This is a genomic window from Pseudoalteromonas sp. NZS11_1, assembly GCF_015864275.1.
Taxonomy (GTDB): domain Bacteria; phylum Pseudomonadota; class Gammaproteobacteria; order Enterobacterales; family Alteromonadaceae; genus Pseudoalteromonas; species Pseudoalteromonas arctica.
Window position 1 is genome coordinate 20,989 of record NZ_JADYXK010000033.1, and the last position, 15,670, is coordinate 36,658.

Genomic DNA, 15,670 nt, shown 5'->3' on the forward strand with positions numbered 1-15,670 from the left:
TTAGGTTAACTTATATTAGTAAGTGCTTTGAGGTAGTTGCTATGCAGAGTTTGCCAGTCAGTCGCTTGCCAATTAAATGACTCGTTTCGACCTTGTTCTTTTAAAAATGAGCGCTCAAGACGTGCCATATTACTTTGTTGCCACTGCACATTAGGTGTTTTTATTTCACCTCTATCAAAGTCGATAATATACACATCACCAGTATCATTAAACAAAATGTTATTAATGTTTAAATCAGCGTGATACACACCTTTTGAATGAAATAGCGCGATTGTTTTAGCTATTCCCTCTAACTCATCTTCAGTCAATGAGCGTTCAATTAATATGTCGAGTACACTTTTAGCGCCTTTAACAGCCTCTGTAATAATATCACCACGATAAATTAATCCGCTACGCGTTACTTTAGCTGCAATAGGGGGTGGTACGTTTAAACCAAGCTCTATAAGTTTACTCATTAAGCTAAACTCTTTATACACACGGGTTTGTTCAAGCCCAGTATATAAATACTGATCGCTTAGCAATTTACCCACTAAGCCACCGCGCCAATAATGCCTAAGTACGGCTGTTAATTCGTCTTGCTTAAAAAACCACGCAGTTGCTCGGCCCTTTTTGGCGCCCACAATTTTATTTTGTTGTTGCCAATAATTTGCATCAAACCAATCGAGGGTAATTTGGCTTGTGTATTTAGGGTGGCTTAATACAGTGTGACTGCCTTGTACGTGTTGTTTAAACATAGCTCTGTGTAATTGCTAAATAATGTGCCTATATTAGCGCGTTTTAAAGCTGAGGATAAGTGCTTGCAATAGCGTGATTATAATTTAAGATCGGCTTTTGTATTTAATACCTAAGGGAATGTGTGACTCAAGCTCCTAACTATTCATCTATTTGTATATTAAGACTCTCAGCCATTGGTGACGTATGTCATGGTGTGAGTGCTTTACAAGCTATTCAAAAAGCACACCCTAATGCAAAAGTCACCTGGGTTATTGGCAAAATAGAAGCCATGCTACTTGCCGACTTACCGGGTGTTGAGCTGGTGGTATTTGATAAAAAACAAGGTAAAGCAGCACTTAAAAGCTTAAAGCAACGCTTTAAAGATCAACAGTTTGATGTACTACTTAACATGCAAGTTGCATTAAGGGCTGGATTTGTAGCGCATTGTATTCCTGCAAAAGTAAAAATAGGATTTGATTGGGCGCGTTCAAAAGAATTGCACAGCTTGTTTATTAATAAACGAATAGCCCCACAAGCTCAGGCGCATGTGCTTGAAGGCTTTAAAGGTTTTGCAAAAGCCATTGGTGTAGCTGATTATAAGCCGAGTTGGAACATGCCATATACCGAGCAAGACCAAGCGGTTGCCGATGAGCTACTAACACCAAAATACCTAACTAATAAACTATTTGTAATATCGCCAGCAGCAAGTAAAGCACAGCGCAATTGGCTCGCAGATCGTTATGCCGCATTGGCTGATTATGCAAATGAGCAAGGCTTTAAAGTTGTATTGACGGGTGGTCCAACAGAACTTGAAATTAACCTAGCAAATAGCATTATTAAACATAGCAAAACACCTATTTTAAATTTAGTTGGCAAAACGAAACTCAAAGAATTGTTGTGCGTGTTAAAGCGCGGCAGCTTAGTGCTCGCGCCCGATACAGGCCCTGCACATATGGCGGTAACGGTTGGTACGCCGGTTATTGGTTTATATGCACATTCAAACCCAGCACGAACAGGTCCTTATTTATATCAAGACTACGTGGTAGAGGTTTATCATCAAAACTTGCTTAAGCAAACCGGTAAAACGGCTAAGCAAGTACCGTGGGGTAAGCGCGTAAAAGGCGATGATTTAATGAGCCAAATTACAGTTAATGACGTAAAAGCGATGTTTGACCATGTTGTACAAAAAGAGTCTTTGTAATGAATGTACAACAAAAAAATAAAGCGCTTTTTTTAGATCGAGATGGCGTAGTAAACGTTGATCATGGTTATGTGTATCAAAGCGATAAATTTGAATTTATTGAAGGTGTTTTTAGCACTTGTAAAGCATTTTATGATGCGGGCTATAAAATCATAATCGTCACTAATCAATCTGGAATTGGTCGAGGTTATTACACCGAAGCTGATTTTTTAGCACTAACGCAATGGATGAAAGCCCAATTTAGTGCGCACAGTATTGAAGTTACCGATGTGTACTTTTGCCCTCATCACCCTAAAAAAGCGCACCCTGAATATTTGAAAGAGTGCAGTTGCAGAAAGCCTGCGCCAGGTATGTTATTGCAAGGCATACAAGAGCATAACATCGACCCTGCTTGCAGTATTATGGTGGGCGATAAACTCAGTGATATGCAGGCTGCGAGAAAAGCAGGGATCACTACCCGCGTTTTAGTGCGTTCAGGTCAAAGCTTTGATGAAAGTGCCAAGCAAGAGGCTGATTTAATTATCGATTTTATAAATAGTTTACCTGCACTTTTAAAGACATAAATAAACTAAACAGATTAGCCTGTAAACTGGCAGGAATTCCTTCCAGTTTAGGGCGTTTGCGACGAACTGCAAACCGTGCATTTTCCCCATTAAACTTTTACAATACCCCCCATAATAAACAGTCGCTTAAATGTGGTTGTTTACCCGTTCAAATAAATGGAGAACACAGATGAGAGCATCTGCTTTTTTTAGCCAGCTACAACAGCAAATTGAAGACGTAAAAACCGAAGGTTTGTATAAAAGCGAACGTATTATTAAATCTCAGCAGCAAGCTCAAATCGAAGTTGCGTCAGGTAAAGTAATCAACTTTTGTGCTAATAACTACTTAGGTTTAGCTAATAGCCCAGAGCTAATTGAAGCTGCGCAAAACGGTTTAAATAATCATGGTTTTGGTGTTGCGTCTGTTCGTTTTATTTGTGGTACGCAAGATATTCATAAAACACTAGAGAAAAAAATCAGTGAGTTTTTGGAAACAGAAGACACCATTCTATATTCTTCATGTTTTGATGCAAACACCGGTTTGTTTGAAACTATTTTAGGCGCAGAAGACGCTATTATTTCTGATTCATTAAACCATGCATCAATTATTGATGGTGTACGTTTGTGTAAAGCCAAGCGTTTTCGTTATGCAAATAACGATATGGCTGATCTTGAAAAGCAACTTATTGCAGCAGATGAAGCCGGCGTTAAAACGAAACTAATAGCTACTGATGGCGTGTTTTCTATGGACGGCGTTATTTGTAATTTAGAAGCCGTGTGTGACCTAGCCGATAAATACGATGCACTTGTAATGGTTGATGACTCTCACGCAGTTGGCTTTGTTGGCGAAAACGGTAAAGGTACACCTGAGTACTGTAATGTATTAGACCGTGTAGATATTATCACCGGCACATTAGGCAAAGCGCTGGGTGGCGCTTCAGGTGGTTATACATCGGGTAAAAAAGAAATTGTTGAATGGTTACGTCAGCGTTCACGCCCATACTTGTTCTCAAACTCATTAGCGCCTTCAATTGTTACTGCATCGATTAAAGTACTTGAAATGCTAGAAAGTGGCGGCGAGCTTCGCGCTAAACTTTGGTCAAATGCTAAATATTTCCGTGAGCAAATGGAAGCTGCTGGTTTTACGTGTGCGGGTAAAGATCATGCAATTATTCCAGTAATGCTGGGAGATGCAAAAGTAGCCTCGTTAATGGCTGATAAGTTACTTGTTGAAGGTATTTACGTAACCGGTTTTTCATTCCCTGTAGTACCAAAAGGGCAAGCGCGTATTCGTACACAAATTTCAGCGGCGCATAGTATTGAGCAACTCGATATTGCTATTGATGCATTTACCCGCATTGGTAAAGAAATGGGCGTTATTTAATTTTATTTTAAACCGAAGCCTTGCTTCGGTTTTTTAGTTGAGTGTGAATTATGAAAGCATTATCTAAATTAAAAGCAGAACCGGGCATTTGGATGACAGATGCGCCAAAGCCAGAAGTCGGTCATAACGACTTACTGATTAAAATTCGTAAAACAGCTATTTGTGGTACCGACGTACATATTTACAAATGGGATGAATGGGCAAGCAAAACTATTCCTACTCCAATGGTTGTTGGTCACGAATATGTTGGCGAAGTTGTTGATATGGGCCAGGAAGTTCGTGGTTTTAAAGTAGGTGACCGCGTATCGGGTGAAGGTCATATTACGTGTGGGCACTGTCGAAATTGTCGTGCTGGGCGTGTACATTTATGCCGTAATACAACAGGCGTAGGTGTAAATCGTGAAGGTGCATTTGCAGAGTATTTAGTTATTCCTGCGTTTAATGCATTTAAAATTCCAGATAATATTTCTGACGAACTGGCTTCTATTTTTGACCCGTTTGGCAATGCAGTTCATACCGCATTATCGTTCGACTTAGTTGGCGAAGATGTACTTATTACTGGTGCAGGCCCAATTGGTATTATGGCTGCGGCTGTAGCAAAACACGTTGGTGCTCGCCACGTCGTTATTACCGACGTAAACGAGTATCGTCTAGACTTAGCCCGCAAAATGGGTGCATCACGTGCTGTAAACGTGGCAAGCGAAAAGCTTGAAGATGTAATAAAAGACTTAGGTATGACAGAGGGCTTTGATATTGGTCTTGAGATGTCAGGTGTGCCAAGCGCTTTTAATTCAATGCTTAATAACATGAACCACGGCGGTAAAATTGCCATGCTAGGTATTCCACCATCTGATATGGCAGTTGATTGGAACCAAGTTATTTTTAAAGGTTTAGTGATTAAAGGTATTTACGGTCGCGAAATGTTCGAAACGTGGTACAAAATGGCAAGCTTGATTCAATCTGGTCTTGATTTGAACCCAATCATTACACATCAGTATTCTGTGGATGACTTCCAAGCTGGCTTTGATATGATGATTTCAGGTCAGTCAGGTAAAGTAATTTTAAACTGGGATTAGTTCCTAACTAAATTACAAGAAGGGCGGCTTTAGCCGCCTTTTTTATACTATTAATTAAAGAGACTTCAATGGCATTTAAACACATTTCTATAGCGCAAACGTTAGAACTTCTAGATAAAGAAGACGTTGTAATTGCAGATATTCGCGATCCAAATTCGTATCAAGCTGGTCGTATTCCAGGCTCAGAAGCACTTTCTAACGGTAATATTGCACAATTTATGATGGAAAAAGAATTCGATCAGCCAATTATTATTGTGTGTTACCACGGTATGAGCTCTCAGGGCGCAGCTAGTTATTTAGTTGAGCAAGGCTTTGAAGATGTTTACAGCATGGATGGCGGTTTTACTGCTTGGGAAGCGTCTTATAGCGAGAAAGTAGAACGATGATAGAGCTTGGCAGTTTAAATAACCCACGCGCCGCACAAGGCTTTATAGATTATTTAAAAAGCCAAGGCCTAGATGCAAAGATACACTCAGCAGATGGCAGTAATGTCATTATTAGCGTGACTGAGGAGGACTTTCATCAAGTTCAGCCTTTATGGGTTGAGTTTACACAAAACCCTAATCATGAAAAATACCAGCAAGCATCTTGGGATGTAGGCAGCACACAATCGCCGCTTAAATATCAAGGGCAATCACTTAATCTTATGGCGCGGTTTAAAGCGCTTAGCTGGCTTAACCAAACTGTTAGCATATTGAGTATTGTTATTTATGTCGCTTTTTTATTGGGTGGATTTGATGAAATTTATACAGTTCTGCAATTTAATCCATCACAACCACTAAGCTGGCTAACTCCCGCGCTTGTGCATTTTAGCGCGATCCATATTGTGTTTAATTTAATTTGGTGGATGTCGCTTGGCGACAATATCGAAAAGCAATGCGGAAAACTCAGCTTAATAGGTTTGTTTTTAGTGACTGCGCTTATTAGTAATTGGGCGCAATACCTAATGGTTGGTCCCAACTTTGGCGGTTTGAGTGGCGTAGTATATGGGTTACTTGGTTTTTGTTGGATTCATAGCTTTTTAAATCCGAACAAACCTGCGCTGGTTAGTACGGCTATTGTTGGTTTTATGTTGATTTGGTTAGTGCTTGGGTTTGCAGATGTATTGTTTGTAGGTATGGCTAATTGGGCGCACTTAGGTGGATTAGTTAGCGGTATGGCTTTTGCCTACACCGCCAAAGTATTTAACGCAAAACGTTAAATACTAATGATATAAATATTTAGTGAACAAGACTTCACGGATGATCTCTTGTCCTGTTTCTTCTTTTAAGAGGCTTTTTAGTTTTTCGGCGCACTTTGCGCGTATTTCTTCACGGCCAGTAAGGGATTTTATTTTTTCTTCAGGCTCTTTAGATAAAATCTCTACTAGGGCATCACGTAGTAATGGCGTGTGGTGCTCTACTACTGCAATATCTGAAGTGTCATTAAGCATTAAATCAATAGTTACACGCACATAGCCCATTTTTTTACTTGATGCGCCAATGTAGTTGGTGATTATATCGGGCTCAAAACCAAAATAACCAACTGTAGATTCAGCACGAGCTGTAAAGCTTATGACACTTACAAAGAACGTAAAAAGACCTGCGTATACTATTTTTTTCATATTTAAAGCGTTTCTTAAAACTTGTTACAAATAGTTTATACTTAATAGTGGGTAATAAACAGCGCCAAGCTATTATTTATGGTTATAAAACATCACTTTTTCAAAAGCTTTGGCAATGGTATCATCTCGTTGTTTTTTATTTTGTTGAGCTATTGTGATTACTTATCCTCTGTCTATATCTGCTAATTGGCAGTCCACTTCATATGTAAGTGACTTATCTCCTCTAGAGCAAGAATGGCTTTTTGAACCTAATTCTTTAACTGCTAAATTAAAAAGTAAATCACAAATTTTTAGTGTAAGAGTATTAAGCGAGCAGTTATTTACTTTAAGCCTAGAGCAAAAGTTATTACTAAACTGTAGCGCTAAAACAGCGATTAATCGAGAAGTACTCTTATTGTGCGATAACAAACCTGTGGTGTACGCACAGAGCTGGCTTCCTAAAAATGATTCGATCAATCCTTTGCACAATATGGGTGAACGACCTCTTGGTGATGTGATTTTTCAAGACCCAGCACTAAAACGAACGGATATAGAAATTGCTTATTTTGATGCCAAGCACCCCGTTCAGCAATTAGTTGCAAAATTAAACCTACCCGAAAAAAACTTACTAGGCCGTCGAAGTGTATTTGCACTCAAAGAATATAAATTTTTAGTGTGTGAAGTGTTTTTACCAGGAGCATATTTATACTCATGAAATTAGCCGCTTTAAAGCCAAAACATATTTCTTACTATATACAGCTAATGCGTATAGATAAGCCCATTGGTACCTTGTTATTACTTTGGCCAACATACTGGGCTTTATGGCTTGCTAATAGTGGGATGCCGAGCTTACTCAACTTTATTATATTTACGCTGGGCGTTGTTGTTATGCGAAGTGCAGGATGCGTAATTAATGATTTTGCAGATAGAAAAATAGACGGCTCTGTAAAACGCACAGCTCAGCGGCCGCTAGCTTCAGGGAGGGTTAGTAGTGGTGAAGCACTTAGCCTATTTTTACTACTAATAGTTATTGCGTTTATTTTAGTATTAATGCTTAGCGTTAATACTATTTTGCTTTCTTTTGGGGCTTTGGCTTTAGCCTTTTGCTACCCTTTTATGAAACGCTATACACAATTACCACAAGTTGTTTTAGGGGCTGCATTTGGTTGGGCTATTCCAATGGCCTATATGGCTTCAATAAATGCATTACCGCAGCAGGCATGGTTATTATTTATAGCCAACATTTGCTGGACAGTCGCTTATGACACTATGTATGCGATGGTTGATAGAGATGACGATTTAAAAATAGGGGTAAAATCAACCGCTATTTTATTTGGTAAATTCGACCGCCACATAATCTTTTTACTTAATGCTGTATTTATAGCGCTGGTTGCGTTTATTGGTATAAGTAATCATTTAAGTGTCGCGTTTGGCATTGGTTTGAGTGTAGCTGCTGGTTTATTGGCATATCAACAAACGCTTATTCATAAACGTGAAAGAGATGCCTGCTTTAAAGCGTTTTTAAATAATCATTATGTGGGCTTGGCTATCTTTATAGGGTTATTACTTTCATACCCAATAGCATTTTAAAGCCTTAATAAAGGCTGTTAAAATTCTCTATTTAGAGCTATCGGGGTGGATCAATAATGCCGCTAATAGAGGCGTTTTTTCTAAACCATCCAGCAATAGAATAGCGTTCGTCAACTGCAGGAAGCACTTCATGAGCAAAACGTTCGCTTTCAAACATAACCAATGTGCCAGCAGTTGGTTTAATGGTTATTTCTACTTCTTTACTTTTAGGTTTATATATAACAAGTTCCCCACCTTGCTCTGGCGTATTTAAATAAAGCACCGTTGTAAATACACGATTAGATCGACCTTTAAATGCATCTAAGTGTTTTTTGTAAAAATCACCCAGTGTATATTTTGCATAATGGCATTCGTAATCAAATAGCCCCATAAAAAAGCTACGATTTAACGTGGTTTTTATACTTTGCATTATTGCTTGATACGTAAGCTGTGCTTGAGAGCTGCCGTCAAACCAATAGGTTTTGTCAGTGCGAATAGTTTTATCTATTTGTAAATTATTTAATCGACCAATACCGGCAAGGCTAAAGTGGGGGTTTATACGGTGACAATCTGCAACTAAATCGTTAACTAAATCGGCAATAAGCGCGTTATGAATTACGGTGTATCCTTGGCGTTCTATATCATCTAAATAGACACCAGGACCAAAAAGTGTGTTCATTCACATCAGCTGTTTAAAAAAGGTGCGACAGTGTAGCCGAAAAGCGATTTAAAGCTACTGTTTATTGTGCCGCACTTTTTCAAAAAGAAGGGTTAGTTAAATGCAGCTCCCGCTTTTTTTATAAGCGACAACAAGTGTTCTACATGTTCGGTAATAGACGTTTGTTGGCTTGTCTGTACAACGAGTTGTTCGTGATTTAAATCTTTATTTGTTTTTAGTTGCACGAGTTCAGAGTTCTCTGCGATTGTGTTCGCATGCTCAATGCTTGCTATAGCAAAGTGATCTGATTTAACTACACCAGCCATTACTTGCTCAATGCTGCCCACTTTAATACTTGATGATTTATTTAAAGAATCAATTGCTTCATTAAGCATAGTTTGCACTTGTTTAGATTGAGAGAAGCAGCCAAACATAGGGTAGCTATCAAGATTTTGCTTACTTATATCGTTTTTATGTGCAAGAGGGTGATTTTTTGAAACAAATAATACAAGCTGATCAGGTAAGTGAATGTCACTGCCAATACTATTAATAGCTTGAGAGTATACACTTATGTCTATTTCACCTTGTTGGAGTCTGCGTGTTAGCTCTTGTTGATCTTGTAACTGCATTTCAATTTTTATATGAGGATATTGAGCTAAAAACTGTCCACAAGAAATAGGTACTATGCTGCTTGCCTTATTGGTATAGCCAATAACAAGTTTTTCATTAGCATTACCGTTTACTGATTGAAAAATCCGTTTTTTCGTTAGCTCAAGTTCCGATAGAGTCATTTTAGCATATTCAAGGAAAAGTTCGCCTTCAGGCGTTAATTTAACAGAACGAGTTGAGCGTTTTACTAACTCATATCCCATTTCATTTTCAAGTGTTTGAATGCTGCGCGTTAGCGCTGAAGTACTAATTTGGGTTTGTTCAGCTGCTTGTCTAAAGTGACGTAATACACCAAGTGCTACAAATTGCTCTAATTGTTCAAATCTCACTTTATAGTCCCTTTTTATAAGTAAGTCGCAGATACCACGGATATCAAATATATTAATTTGTATTCTAAAGTTTAGTAAAATTCTATATTGAAATACGGTTGCAAGTTCATACGTGTTTCCAGCAGGATACCCCCCTTTTAGTATTAATTAAAGAGGAAAGCGACCAAATAGTATTACTTTTTTAATTGATAACTAGTTGTTTATTGTGTTTTGTCTATATTTTTGCAATTAACTATCTAGGCAAAGTTTTTTTAACTCAGTGGGTTAGTTAGGAGATTGGAATTTAATTGTTCTAATTAATAAAAAAGTACGCCCCAAGATAGGGCGCACATATAACATGATTATGACAAATAATAGGGTGTTTTATCTATAAGAGTTTATTTTACAAAATTTCTATTTATTCGGCTGCTTAATGGTTTATTTTCAATGCTTTGTAGTTCTATTTCAATCGCATCACAAGAAATATGTATTTCGAATAAAGACGTTAATAACGATAAACTTAAGCAAGCTAAGCTAATGCCAAATAAAATAATCCCTGTGGTATTAAATTCAATAAATAAAGCAAACATCGAAAATGTACACAGTAAAAAAGAGGCTACGCCGTATACCTGCATTGTTCTGATTAAGTTTATTCGTTTACGTAAGTTAGTGATTTGAGCGACTACAACAGGTCGGATAGATTCACCTTCGCGCGCATTTAACTCCCTAATTAATTGCGCTAAAACTAAAAATCGGTTTGTATAGGCTAATAATAGCAGCGATATGGCCGGAAAAAGTAAGCCCGGGGTTGTAAGTGTCATGTTTATTCCTTAAAAGTGCAGCATGCTAATAATTTAGCGTAGGATATTGTTAACACAAAATAAATGAGGTGAATATTGCAAAATATTAATAATAAAAATTCAACTGATAGCTCTTTTCAATGGGTTACAATTTATAAAGCCGAAAATACCCTTGAAGCTAATATTATTAAAGGTTTAATACAAACCAGTGGCATCGAATGCAAAATAAAAGGTGAGATGCTCCAAGGCGCATTGGGAGAAATTCCATTTGATCAAGCACAAGTTAGTGTGCAGGTTTATGCGATAAAAGAGCGCCATGCGCGCCAAATATTGTTAAACTATCAACAAGTAAAACAATCCGCTCCAGATTGGGTATGCCCTAACTGTAATGAGCATAATGGATCAACATTTGATTTTTGTTGGTCGTGTGAGACGTTAAAGAATGACTAAAGCAAATAATTTTCAGCGTATTAGAGAGCTTAACTATTTACAAAAAGCTGTTTTAGCAAGTGCTTTAATAGAGCGAATGCTGCCAAATTACGGTTTATTTAGCGAAGCAACGGGGTTTGGTGATGAAACCTTACTTCGTAATTCGCTTAATGTTTGTTGGGAAAAAATATTACTGCCTAAAAGTAAAATAGATCTCGAAAAACAAGTTGAAAAAATAGAACCGAATGTTCCTGAACTTGCTGATTTTGATATGTTTGGTACTTACCCTGCTATTGATGCTGCAACGTCTTTACTTAGCTTAATGCATGGTTTAATGGCGCAAGATGAGCAAGAGTTCATTAGTGTCAGTAAAATATCTCAAGCAACAGTGGCCCGCTTTATTGAATATCAAATGACGGTTGAAGGTGAGGTTGCAGATAACACGGCCGTTAGAGAGCATCCATTAATGCAATACGAAATTGAAGTATTAGGTGAGCTAATTGATTTTGTAGAAAATATGGGGCGTATTACCTCTGATAGCGTGAAGGCACTTAAAAAGTTTGCTCTAGAAGATGGCCAAACAAATATTGGCCTTACGTTATAAAAACAGCGAAGTGAAATTTTAAAGGCAGGAGAAGTACAGTGCGAATTTTAGGCATTGAATCGTCATGTGATGAAACAGGTATTGCAATATACGATGACGAAAAAGGCTTGTTAGCTCATCAATTATACAGCCAGGTAAAAGTACACGCTGATTATGGCGGTGTAGTACCGGAACTTGCATCGCGCGATCATGTTCGTAAAACGCTACCACTTATAGACGCAGCTTTTGCACAAGCGGGTTGTGGCCCAGAAGACTTAGATGGCATTGCTTATACTGCAGGCCCAGGTTTAGTTGGAGCATTATTGGTAGGTACTTCTATTGGTCGTTCATTAGCATACGGTTGGGATATTCCAGCTGTTGCTGTTCATCATATGGAAGGACATTTACTTGCTCCGATGCTTGAAGAAAATATTCCTGAGTTTCCGTTTATTGCATTGCTTGTATCGGGCGGTCATACCATGATGGTTAAAGTAGCGGGTATTGGACAATACGAAGTACTAGGTGAGTCAGTTGATGATGCCGCAGGCGAAGCCTTTGATAAAACGGCTAAGTTACTTGGTCTTGACTACCCTGGAGGTCCGCGCTTAGCTAAAATGGCTGAACAAGGCGTTGCGAAGCGCTTTATTTTTCCTCGCCCGATGACTGACAAACCAGGTCTTGATTTTAGTTTTAGTGGTTTAAAAACTGCAGCATCAATCACTATTCGTGAAAATGACGACGACGATCAAACTAAAGCTGATATAGCGCATGCATTTCAAACAGCGGTTATTGATACGCTCGTTATTAAGTGTAAGCGTGCGCTTAAACAAACAGGTATTAAGCGTTTAGTAATCGCCGGTGGCGTAAGTGCAAATACACAGCTTCGATTGCAGCTTGAACGCGTAATGAAAGGTATGAAAGGCGAAGTGTTTTATCCGCGTACTGAATTTTGTACCGACAATGGTGCAATGATTGCTTATGCTGGAATGCAACGCTTAAAAGCCGGTCAGTTTGCAAGTCTTGATATGAAAACAAAACCTCGCTGGCCAATAGATAGCCTTGAGCCGATTTAATGACTCATATTTTAGATATTTTTGTTTTCATCAGTGGGTGCTTTTTTAGCGCCTACTTTTGGTTCTTCCCCACTAAATAATCTAATAATATTAGTACGGTGACGAAATATAATTAACAGCGTGATAAAAGTAACGGGAAGAGTATAAAGTGGTTTTATTAGCCATGTATATAAGGGCGCTAAAGATACAGCTACAAGTGCCGCAAGTGATGAATAGCGTGTTATTGCCACTATAACTAACCAAGTGCATACAAGTAAACCAGCCAATGATAAGCCAATAGGTAATAATGAGCCAAATGCCGTTGCTACGGCTTTACCGCCTTTGAAGCTAAAAAACAGTGGGTACATATGACCTAAACAAGCTGCTACTGCGACTAGACCAAGCTCTAAAGGTTCAACTTCTAAAAAATAAGCCCCCCATACTGGAATAGTGCCTTTTAAAATATCAAACACTAAAACCAAGCAAGCCGGAAATGCTCCGCCTAATCTATAAACATTTGTAGCCCCTGGGTTGTTAGAACCACTATTACGAGGGTCAGGGAGTTTGAACAACCGCGACACTAAAATAGCCGACGAAATCGACCCAAGTAAATAAGCTAAAACAAACATTAAAGTGGCTAACACACGCTTCCTTATTTTTTAATTGCTATACCAATTGATAGTACTTTTAAGCTATTATTGGCAGCAAAATTTATCGTGAAAATTATTAACAGGCTATTTAATAGCTAGTTTGGTTATTTTGCTATTGTAGAAGTTATTTTCACATATTTAAACACTGGCTAAACCATATACAGTATTAATTTTATTGATGCTTTGTATAGTTGCTTAGTCGTTTGTTGTTATTTGGAGTATCAATGGATAAGGTTTTTATATCTCAATTGCACGTCGACACTATTATTGGAGTGTACGACTTTGAAAAAGAAAGTAAACAGAGCCTTTATTTTGATATTGAAATGCTTAGTGATATTAAGCCTGCAGCCGAAAATGACGATATTAATTTAGCACTGGATTACTCAAAAGTAAGCGAACGCGTTATTAAGCACTGCACTGCAAAATCTGTTGAGTTGCTAGAGACTTTGGTTGAGCAGTTGGCTGAGATTATTTTAAGCGAGTTTAATACGCCACAAGTTACTATAAGAGTAAGTAAACCTGCAGCAGTAGCACAAGCACAAACTGTGGGTGTTGAAATTACACGTGTTAAGGCAACTGACTAAATGGCTCAAATTTATATCAGCCTAGGGTCAAATATAAATAAAGCGCATTATATACAATGTGCATTAATTGCACTTAAGCAGCACTTTGAGCACATTGTGCACTCGTCTGTTTTTGAAAGTGAAGCAGTTGGGTTTGCTGGCAATAATTTTTATAATTCAGTAGTTGGCGCTACAACTGATATGTCGCTTGCTGATGTATGCGCTTTATTAAAACAAATAGAGCGTGATAATGGGCGTACAGCGAACGATAAAAAATTTAGTCCACGAACGCTCGATTTAGATTTACTGTTTTATGATGATGTAACTTGCGATTCCCCAGCGCAATTACCACGTGATGAAATAACTAAAAATGCATTTGTATTACAACCTCTGAGTGAGGTTGCCCCAGATTTTTATCATCCTGTAGCTAAGCAAACGATTGCGCAGTTATGGAATGAATATAATAACCCTCAACAAAAGCTATGGAAGGTGGAGTTTTCTAACCTATGAGTATTATCGAAATAATTATTTTAGCCCTCATACAGGGATTTACTGAGTTTTTACCAATATCGAGTTCTGCGCACTTAATTCTCCCATCGCAAATTTTAGGCTGGGAAGATCAAGGGCTTGCGTTTGATGTAGCAGTACATGTTGGTACTTTAATAGCCGTTGTTATTTATTTTCGCAAAGAGGTCGTCGACATACTCAGTGCGTGGTTTAAATCCTTTGGAGCACAAGGTACTACTGATGATAGTAAGCTAGGTTGGTGGATAATTTTAGGCACTGTGCCTGCCGCTATTTTAGGCTTACTTTTAAAAGACTTTATTGAGTTATACCTGCGAAGCGCTTGGGTTATTGCTACTACCACCATTGTATTTGGTTTATTGCTTTGGTACGCGGATGCAAAAGGGAAACAAATTAAAACTATTTATCAGCTCAATTGGAAAACGGCACTTATCATTGGTTTCGCACAAGCTGTTGCAATGATCCCGGGTACTTCTCGATCAGGTATCACGATGACAGCTGGTTTAATGTTGGGTATGAATAAGCAAAGCGCAGCGCGTTTTTCGTTTTTACTAGCGATTCCGATTATTTCTATGATGGGGCTTTATTATATTGCAGAGCTTGCACTGGGTGACCATGTAGTTGATTGGAATACATTATTGCTTGGTGTGGTGCTATCGTTCTTATCGGCTTATGCATGTATATTTATGTTTTTAAAAGTAATAGAGCGAATGGGTATGTTGCCATTTGTAATATATCGTTTATTACTCGGTGTCGGTTTGATTGTATTTTTAACGCTATAAACAAACTTAATTAGTAAAACTAAAAAAAGCACCTTTAGGTTAATGCCGATCAGTTAAGAAAATGACCGGTTGACCGATCCAAACGATCATGCAAAATCCGTAGTTAGGAAACTAACTACGGATTTTTTTGTGAATATAGAACAAGCACTGCAAGCAACACTTGAAGAAAGCAGCCGATACCATACCTTTGAAAAATTATCAGAAATTCTTGACCCTGAAATCATTGAACAAGGTTTTCAACAAGCTGGGATTGCAACCGTTCGTAAGCGAAGGTTACCGCTTGAGGCCGTTTTGTGGTCAGTTATTGGCATGGCATTGTTTCGAAAAGAATCGGTTTGGAATATCGCTAATAAGCTAGATATCATGTTACCAGGCAAGAACCCACTCGTTGCTCCAAGTGCGATGGTACAGGCGAGACAAAGGTTAGGTGATGATTCCGTTAAACACGTTTTCAATAAATCGGCTCAATCAATGTATAAGCAACAGTCATTCGAAACATGGAATGGTTTGAACCTATTAGCTGTTGACGGTGTTGTGTGGCGAACAGCCGACACGCCTGATAATCGTAAAGCCTTCTCTTCTG

21 protein-coding genes are annotated in these 15,670 nt (G+C 38.3%); 15 read left to right on the plus strand and 6 right to left on the minus strand.

Features of this window, described 5'->3' with window-relative positions:
• Positions 1-5 precede the first annotated feature (5 nt).
• A complete protein-coding gene (locus I6F44_RS17550) occupies positions 6-734 on the minus strand; it encodes a 3-deoxy-D-manno-octulosonic acid kinase (RefSeq protein WP_197174266.1) in 729 nt (242 codons plus the stop codon).
• Between the two features lie 122 nt (positions 735-856).
• On the opposite strand from I6F44_RS17550, the gene I6F44_RS17555 reads away from it, so the two are divergent.
• The 6 genes from I6F44_RS17555 (at position 857) to glpG (ending at position 6,118) form a co-directional block, all read left to right on the plus strand.
• Positions 857-1,915, plus strand: a complete 1,059-nt coding sequence (locus I6F44_RS17555) for a glycosyltransferase family 9 protein (protein WP_197174267.1) — start codon at positions 857-859, stop codon at positions 1,913-1,915.
• Complete coding sequence (gene gmhB / locus I6F44_RS17560) at positions 1,915-2,478, plus strand: D-glycero-beta-D-manno-heptose 1,7-bisphosphate 7-phosphatase (protein WP_197174268.1); 564 nt, start codon at positions 1,915-1,917, stop codon at positions 2,476-2,478. Before I6F44_RS17555 ends, gmhB begins: the two co-directional genes overlap by 1 nt.
• 169 nt (positions 2,479-2,647) lie before the next feature.
• Complete coding sequence (locus I6F44_RS17565; RefSeq protein WP_024611251.1) at positions 2,648-3,841, plus strand: glycine C-acetyltransferase; 1,194 nt, start codon at positions 2,648-2,650, stop codon at positions 3,839-3,841.
• A 50-nt stretch (positions 3,842-3,891) separates the two neighbouring features.
• On the plus strand, positions 3,892-4,917 hold the full coding sequence (tdh, locus tag I6F44_RS17570; protein WP_007584716.1) for an L-threonine 3-dehydrogenase: 1,026 nt from the start codon (positions 3,892-3,894) through the stop codon (positions 4,915-4,917).
• Between the two features lie 68 nt (positions 4,918-4,985).
• Positions 4,986-5,303, plus strand: coding sequence for a thiosulfate sulfurtransferase GlpE (gene glpE / locus I6F44_RS17575; RefSeq protein ID WP_007584717.1), 318 nt, complete (start codon positions 4,986-4,988; stop codon positions 5,301-5,303).
• The gene (gene glpG / locus I6F44_RS17580) at positions 5,300-6,118 is read left to right on the plus strand and encodes a rhomboid family intramembrane serine protease GlpG (protein ID WP_024591461.1); all 819 of its coding nucleotides are present in this window, start codon (positions 5,300-5,302) and stop codon (positions 6,116-6,118) included. The genes glpE and glpG overlap by 4 nt, the downstream gene beginning before the upstream one ends.
• A gap of 3 nt (positions 6,119-6,121) precedes the next feature.
• On the opposite strand, the gene I6F44_RS17585 is transcribed toward glpG, so the two are convergent.
• Positions 6,122-6,520 carry a flagellar basal body-associated protein FliL gene (locus tag I6F44_RS17585; protein WP_007584719.1) on the minus strand — a complete coding sequence of 133 codons (399 nt, stop codon included), beginning with the start codon at positions 6,518-6,520 and terminating at the stop codon, positions 6,122-6,124.
• Positions 6,521-6,674: 154 nt separating this feature from the next.
• Between I6F44_RS17585 and I6F44_RS17590 the strand changes: the two genes are divergently transcribed.
• Together I6F44_RS17590 and ubiA are read left to right on the plus strand one after the other, a co-directional pair.
• On the plus strand, positions 6,675-7,214 hold the full coding sequence (locus I6F44_RS17590) for a chorismate--pyruvate lyase family protein (RefSeq protein ID WP_024591462.1): 540 nt from the start codon (positions 6,675-6,677) through the stop codon (positions 7,212-7,214).
• Positions 7,211-8,089 (plus strand): 4-hydroxybenzoate octaprenyltransferase, encoded by an 879-nt coding sequence (gene ubiA / locus I6F44_RS17595; RefSeq protein WP_121954388.1) that lies wholly within the window; start codon positions 7,211-7,213, stop codon positions 8,087-8,089. The genes I6F44_RS17590 and ubiA overlap by 4 nt, the downstream gene beginning before the upstream one ends.
• Positions 8,090-8,126: 37 nt before the next feature.
• Here ubiA and I6F44_RS17600 read toward each other — a convergent pair whose 3' ends face one another.
• From I6F44_RS17600 to I6F44_RS17610, 3 genes are all read right to left on the minus strand, one after another.
• Entirely contained in the window at positions 8,127-8,747 is a 621-nt protein-coding gene (locus I6F44_RS17600) for a 2OG-Fe(II) oxygenase (protein WP_121954389.1), read from the minus strand.
• A 92-nt stretch (positions 8,748-8,839) separates the two neighbouring features.
• A complete protein-coding gene (locus I6F44_RS17605) occupies positions 8,840-9,724 on the minus strand; it encodes a LysR family transcriptional regulator (RefSeq protein ID WP_197174269.1) in 885 nt (294 codons plus the stop codon).
• A gap of 377 nt (positions 9,725-10,101) precedes the next feature.
• Complete coding sequence (locus tag I6F44_RS17610; protein WP_007584730.1) at positions 10,102-10,524, minus strand: DUF2721 domain-containing protein; 423 nt, start codon at positions 10,522-10,524, stop codon at positions 10,102-10,104.
• Between the two features lie 75 nt (positions 10,525-10,599).
• On the opposite strand from I6F44_RS17610, the gene I6F44_RS17615 reads away from it, so the two are divergent.
• From I6F44_RS17615 to tsaD, 3 genes are read left to right on the plus strand one after another with little or no spacing between them, the layout of a single operon-like run.
• Positions 10,600-10,953 (plus strand): putative signal transducing protein, encoded by a 354-nt coding sequence (locus tag I6F44_RS17615; RefSeq protein WP_007584731.1) that lies wholly within the window; start codon positions 10,600-10,602, stop codon positions 10,951-10,953.
• A complete protein-coding gene (locus I6F44_RS17620; RefSeq protein WP_007584732.1) occupies positions 10,946-11,536 on the plus strand; it encodes a YjaG family protein in 591 nt (196 codons plus the stop codon). The genes I6F44_RS17615 and I6F44_RS17620 overlap by 8 nt, the downstream gene beginning before the upstream one ends.
• Positions 11,537-11,574: 38 nt before the next feature.
• The gene (gene tsaD, locus I6F44_RS17625; RefSeq protein ID WP_010554406.1) at positions 11,575-12,588 is read left to right on the plus strand and encodes a tRNA (adenosine(37)-N6)-threonylcarbamoyltransferase complex transferase subunit TsaD; all 1,014 of its coding nucleotides are present in this window, start codon (positions 11,575-11,577) and stop codon (positions 12,586-12,588) included.
• A gap of 11 nt (positions 12,589-12,599) precedes the next feature.
• On the opposite strand, the gene plsY is transcribed toward tsaD, so the two are convergent.
• Positions 12,600-13,211, minus strand: a complete 612-nt coding sequence (gene plsY, locus I6F44_RS17630; RefSeq protein ID WP_007584736.1) for a glycerol-3-phosphate 1-O-acyltransferase PlsY — start codon at positions 13,209-13,211, stop codon at positions 12,600-12,602.
• Positions 13,212-13,441: 230 nt separating this feature from the next.
• On the opposite strand from plsY, the gene folB reads away from it, so the two are divergent.
• From folB to I6F44_RS17650, 4 genes are all read left to right on the plus strand, one after another.
• On the plus strand, positions 13,442-13,801 hold the full coding sequence (gene folB, locus I6F44_RS17635; protein ID WP_197174270.1) for a dihydroneopterin aldolase: 360 nt from the start codon (positions 13,442-13,444) through the stop codon (positions 13,799-13,801).
• The gene (folK, locus tag I6F44_RS17640; protein ID WP_007584740.1) at positions 13,802-14,290 is read left to right on the plus strand and encodes a 2-amino-4-hydroxy-6-hydroxymethyldihydropteridine diphosphokinase; all 489 of its coding nucleotides are present in this window, start codon (positions 13,802-13,804) and stop codon (positions 14,288-14,290) included.
• Positions 14,287-15,087: an undecaprenyl-diphosphate phosphatase gene (locus I6F44_RS17645; protein ID WP_121954390.1), complete on the plus strand. Its 801-nt coding sequence runs from the start codon at positions 14,287-14,289 to the stop codon at positions 15,085-15,087. Before folK ends, I6F44_RS17645 begins: the two co-directional genes overlap by 4 nt.
• A gap of 129 nt (positions 15,088-15,216) precedes the next feature.
• The coding region (locus I6F44_RS17650) for a transposase domain-containing protein (protein WP_197174271.1) at positions 15,217-15,670 on the plus strand (454 nt) is incomplete at its 3' end.

What these genes read in the sequence shown, in the direction of transcription:
- I6F44_RS17550 (WP_197174266.1), bottom strand. Translation starts at nt 734, where the DNA reads ATGTTTAAACAACACGTACAAGGCAGTCACACTGTATTAAGCCACCCT.
- gmhB (WP_197174268.1), top strand. Translation starts at nt 1,915, where the DNA reads ATGAATGTACAACAAAAAAATAAAGCGCTTTTTTTAGATCGAGATGGC.
- I6F44_RS17565 (WP_024611251.1), top strand. Translation starts at nt 2,648, where the DNA reads ATGAGAGCATCTGCTTTTTTTAGCCAGCTACAACAGCAAATTGAAGAC.
- tdh (WP_007584716.1), top strand. Translation starts at nt 3,892, where the DNA reads ATGAAAGCATTATCTAAATTAAAAGCAGAACCGGGCATTTGGATGACA.
- glpE (WP_007584717.1), top strand. Translation starts at nt 4,986, where the DNA reads ATGGCATTTAAACACATTTCTATAGCGCAAACGTTAGAACTTCTAGAT.
- glpG (WP_024591461.1), top strand. Translation starts at nt 5,300, where the DNA reads ATGATAGAGCTTGGCAGTTTAAATAACCCACGCGCCGCACAAGGCTTT.
- I6F44_RS17585 (WP_007584719.1), bottom strand. Translation starts at nt 6,520, where the DNA reads ATGAAAAAAATAGTATACGCAGGTCTTTTTACGTTCTTTGTAAGTGTC.
- ubiA (WP_121954388.1), top strand. Translation starts at nt 7,211, where the DNA reads ATGAAATTAGCCGCTTTAAAGCCAAAACATATTTCTTACTATATACAG.
- I6F44_RS17600 (WP_121954389.1), bottom strand. Translation starts at nt 8,747, where the DNA reads ATGAACACACTTTTTGGTCCTGGTGTCTATTTAGATGATATAGAACGC.
- I6F44_RS17610 (WP_007584730.1), bottom strand. Translation starts at nt 10,524, where the DNA reads ATGACACTTACAACCCCGGGCTTACTTTTTCCGGCCATATCGCTGCTA.
- I6F44_RS17620 (WP_007584732.1), top strand. Translation starts at nt 10,946, where the DNA reads ATGACTAAAGCAAATAATTTTCAGCGTATTAGAGAGCTTAACTATTTA.
- folB (WP_197174270.1), top strand. Translation starts at nt 13,442, where the DNA reads ATGGATAAGGTTTTTATATCTCAATTGCACGTCGACACTATTATTGGA.
- folK (WP_007584740.1), top strand. Translation starts at nt 13,802, where the DNA reads ATGGCTCAAATTTATATCAGCCTAGGGTCAAATATAAATAAAGCGCAT.
- I6F44_RS17645 (WP_121954390.1), top strand. Translation starts at nt 14,287, where the DNA reads ATGAGTATTATCGAAATAATTATTTTAGCCCTCATACAGGGATTTACT.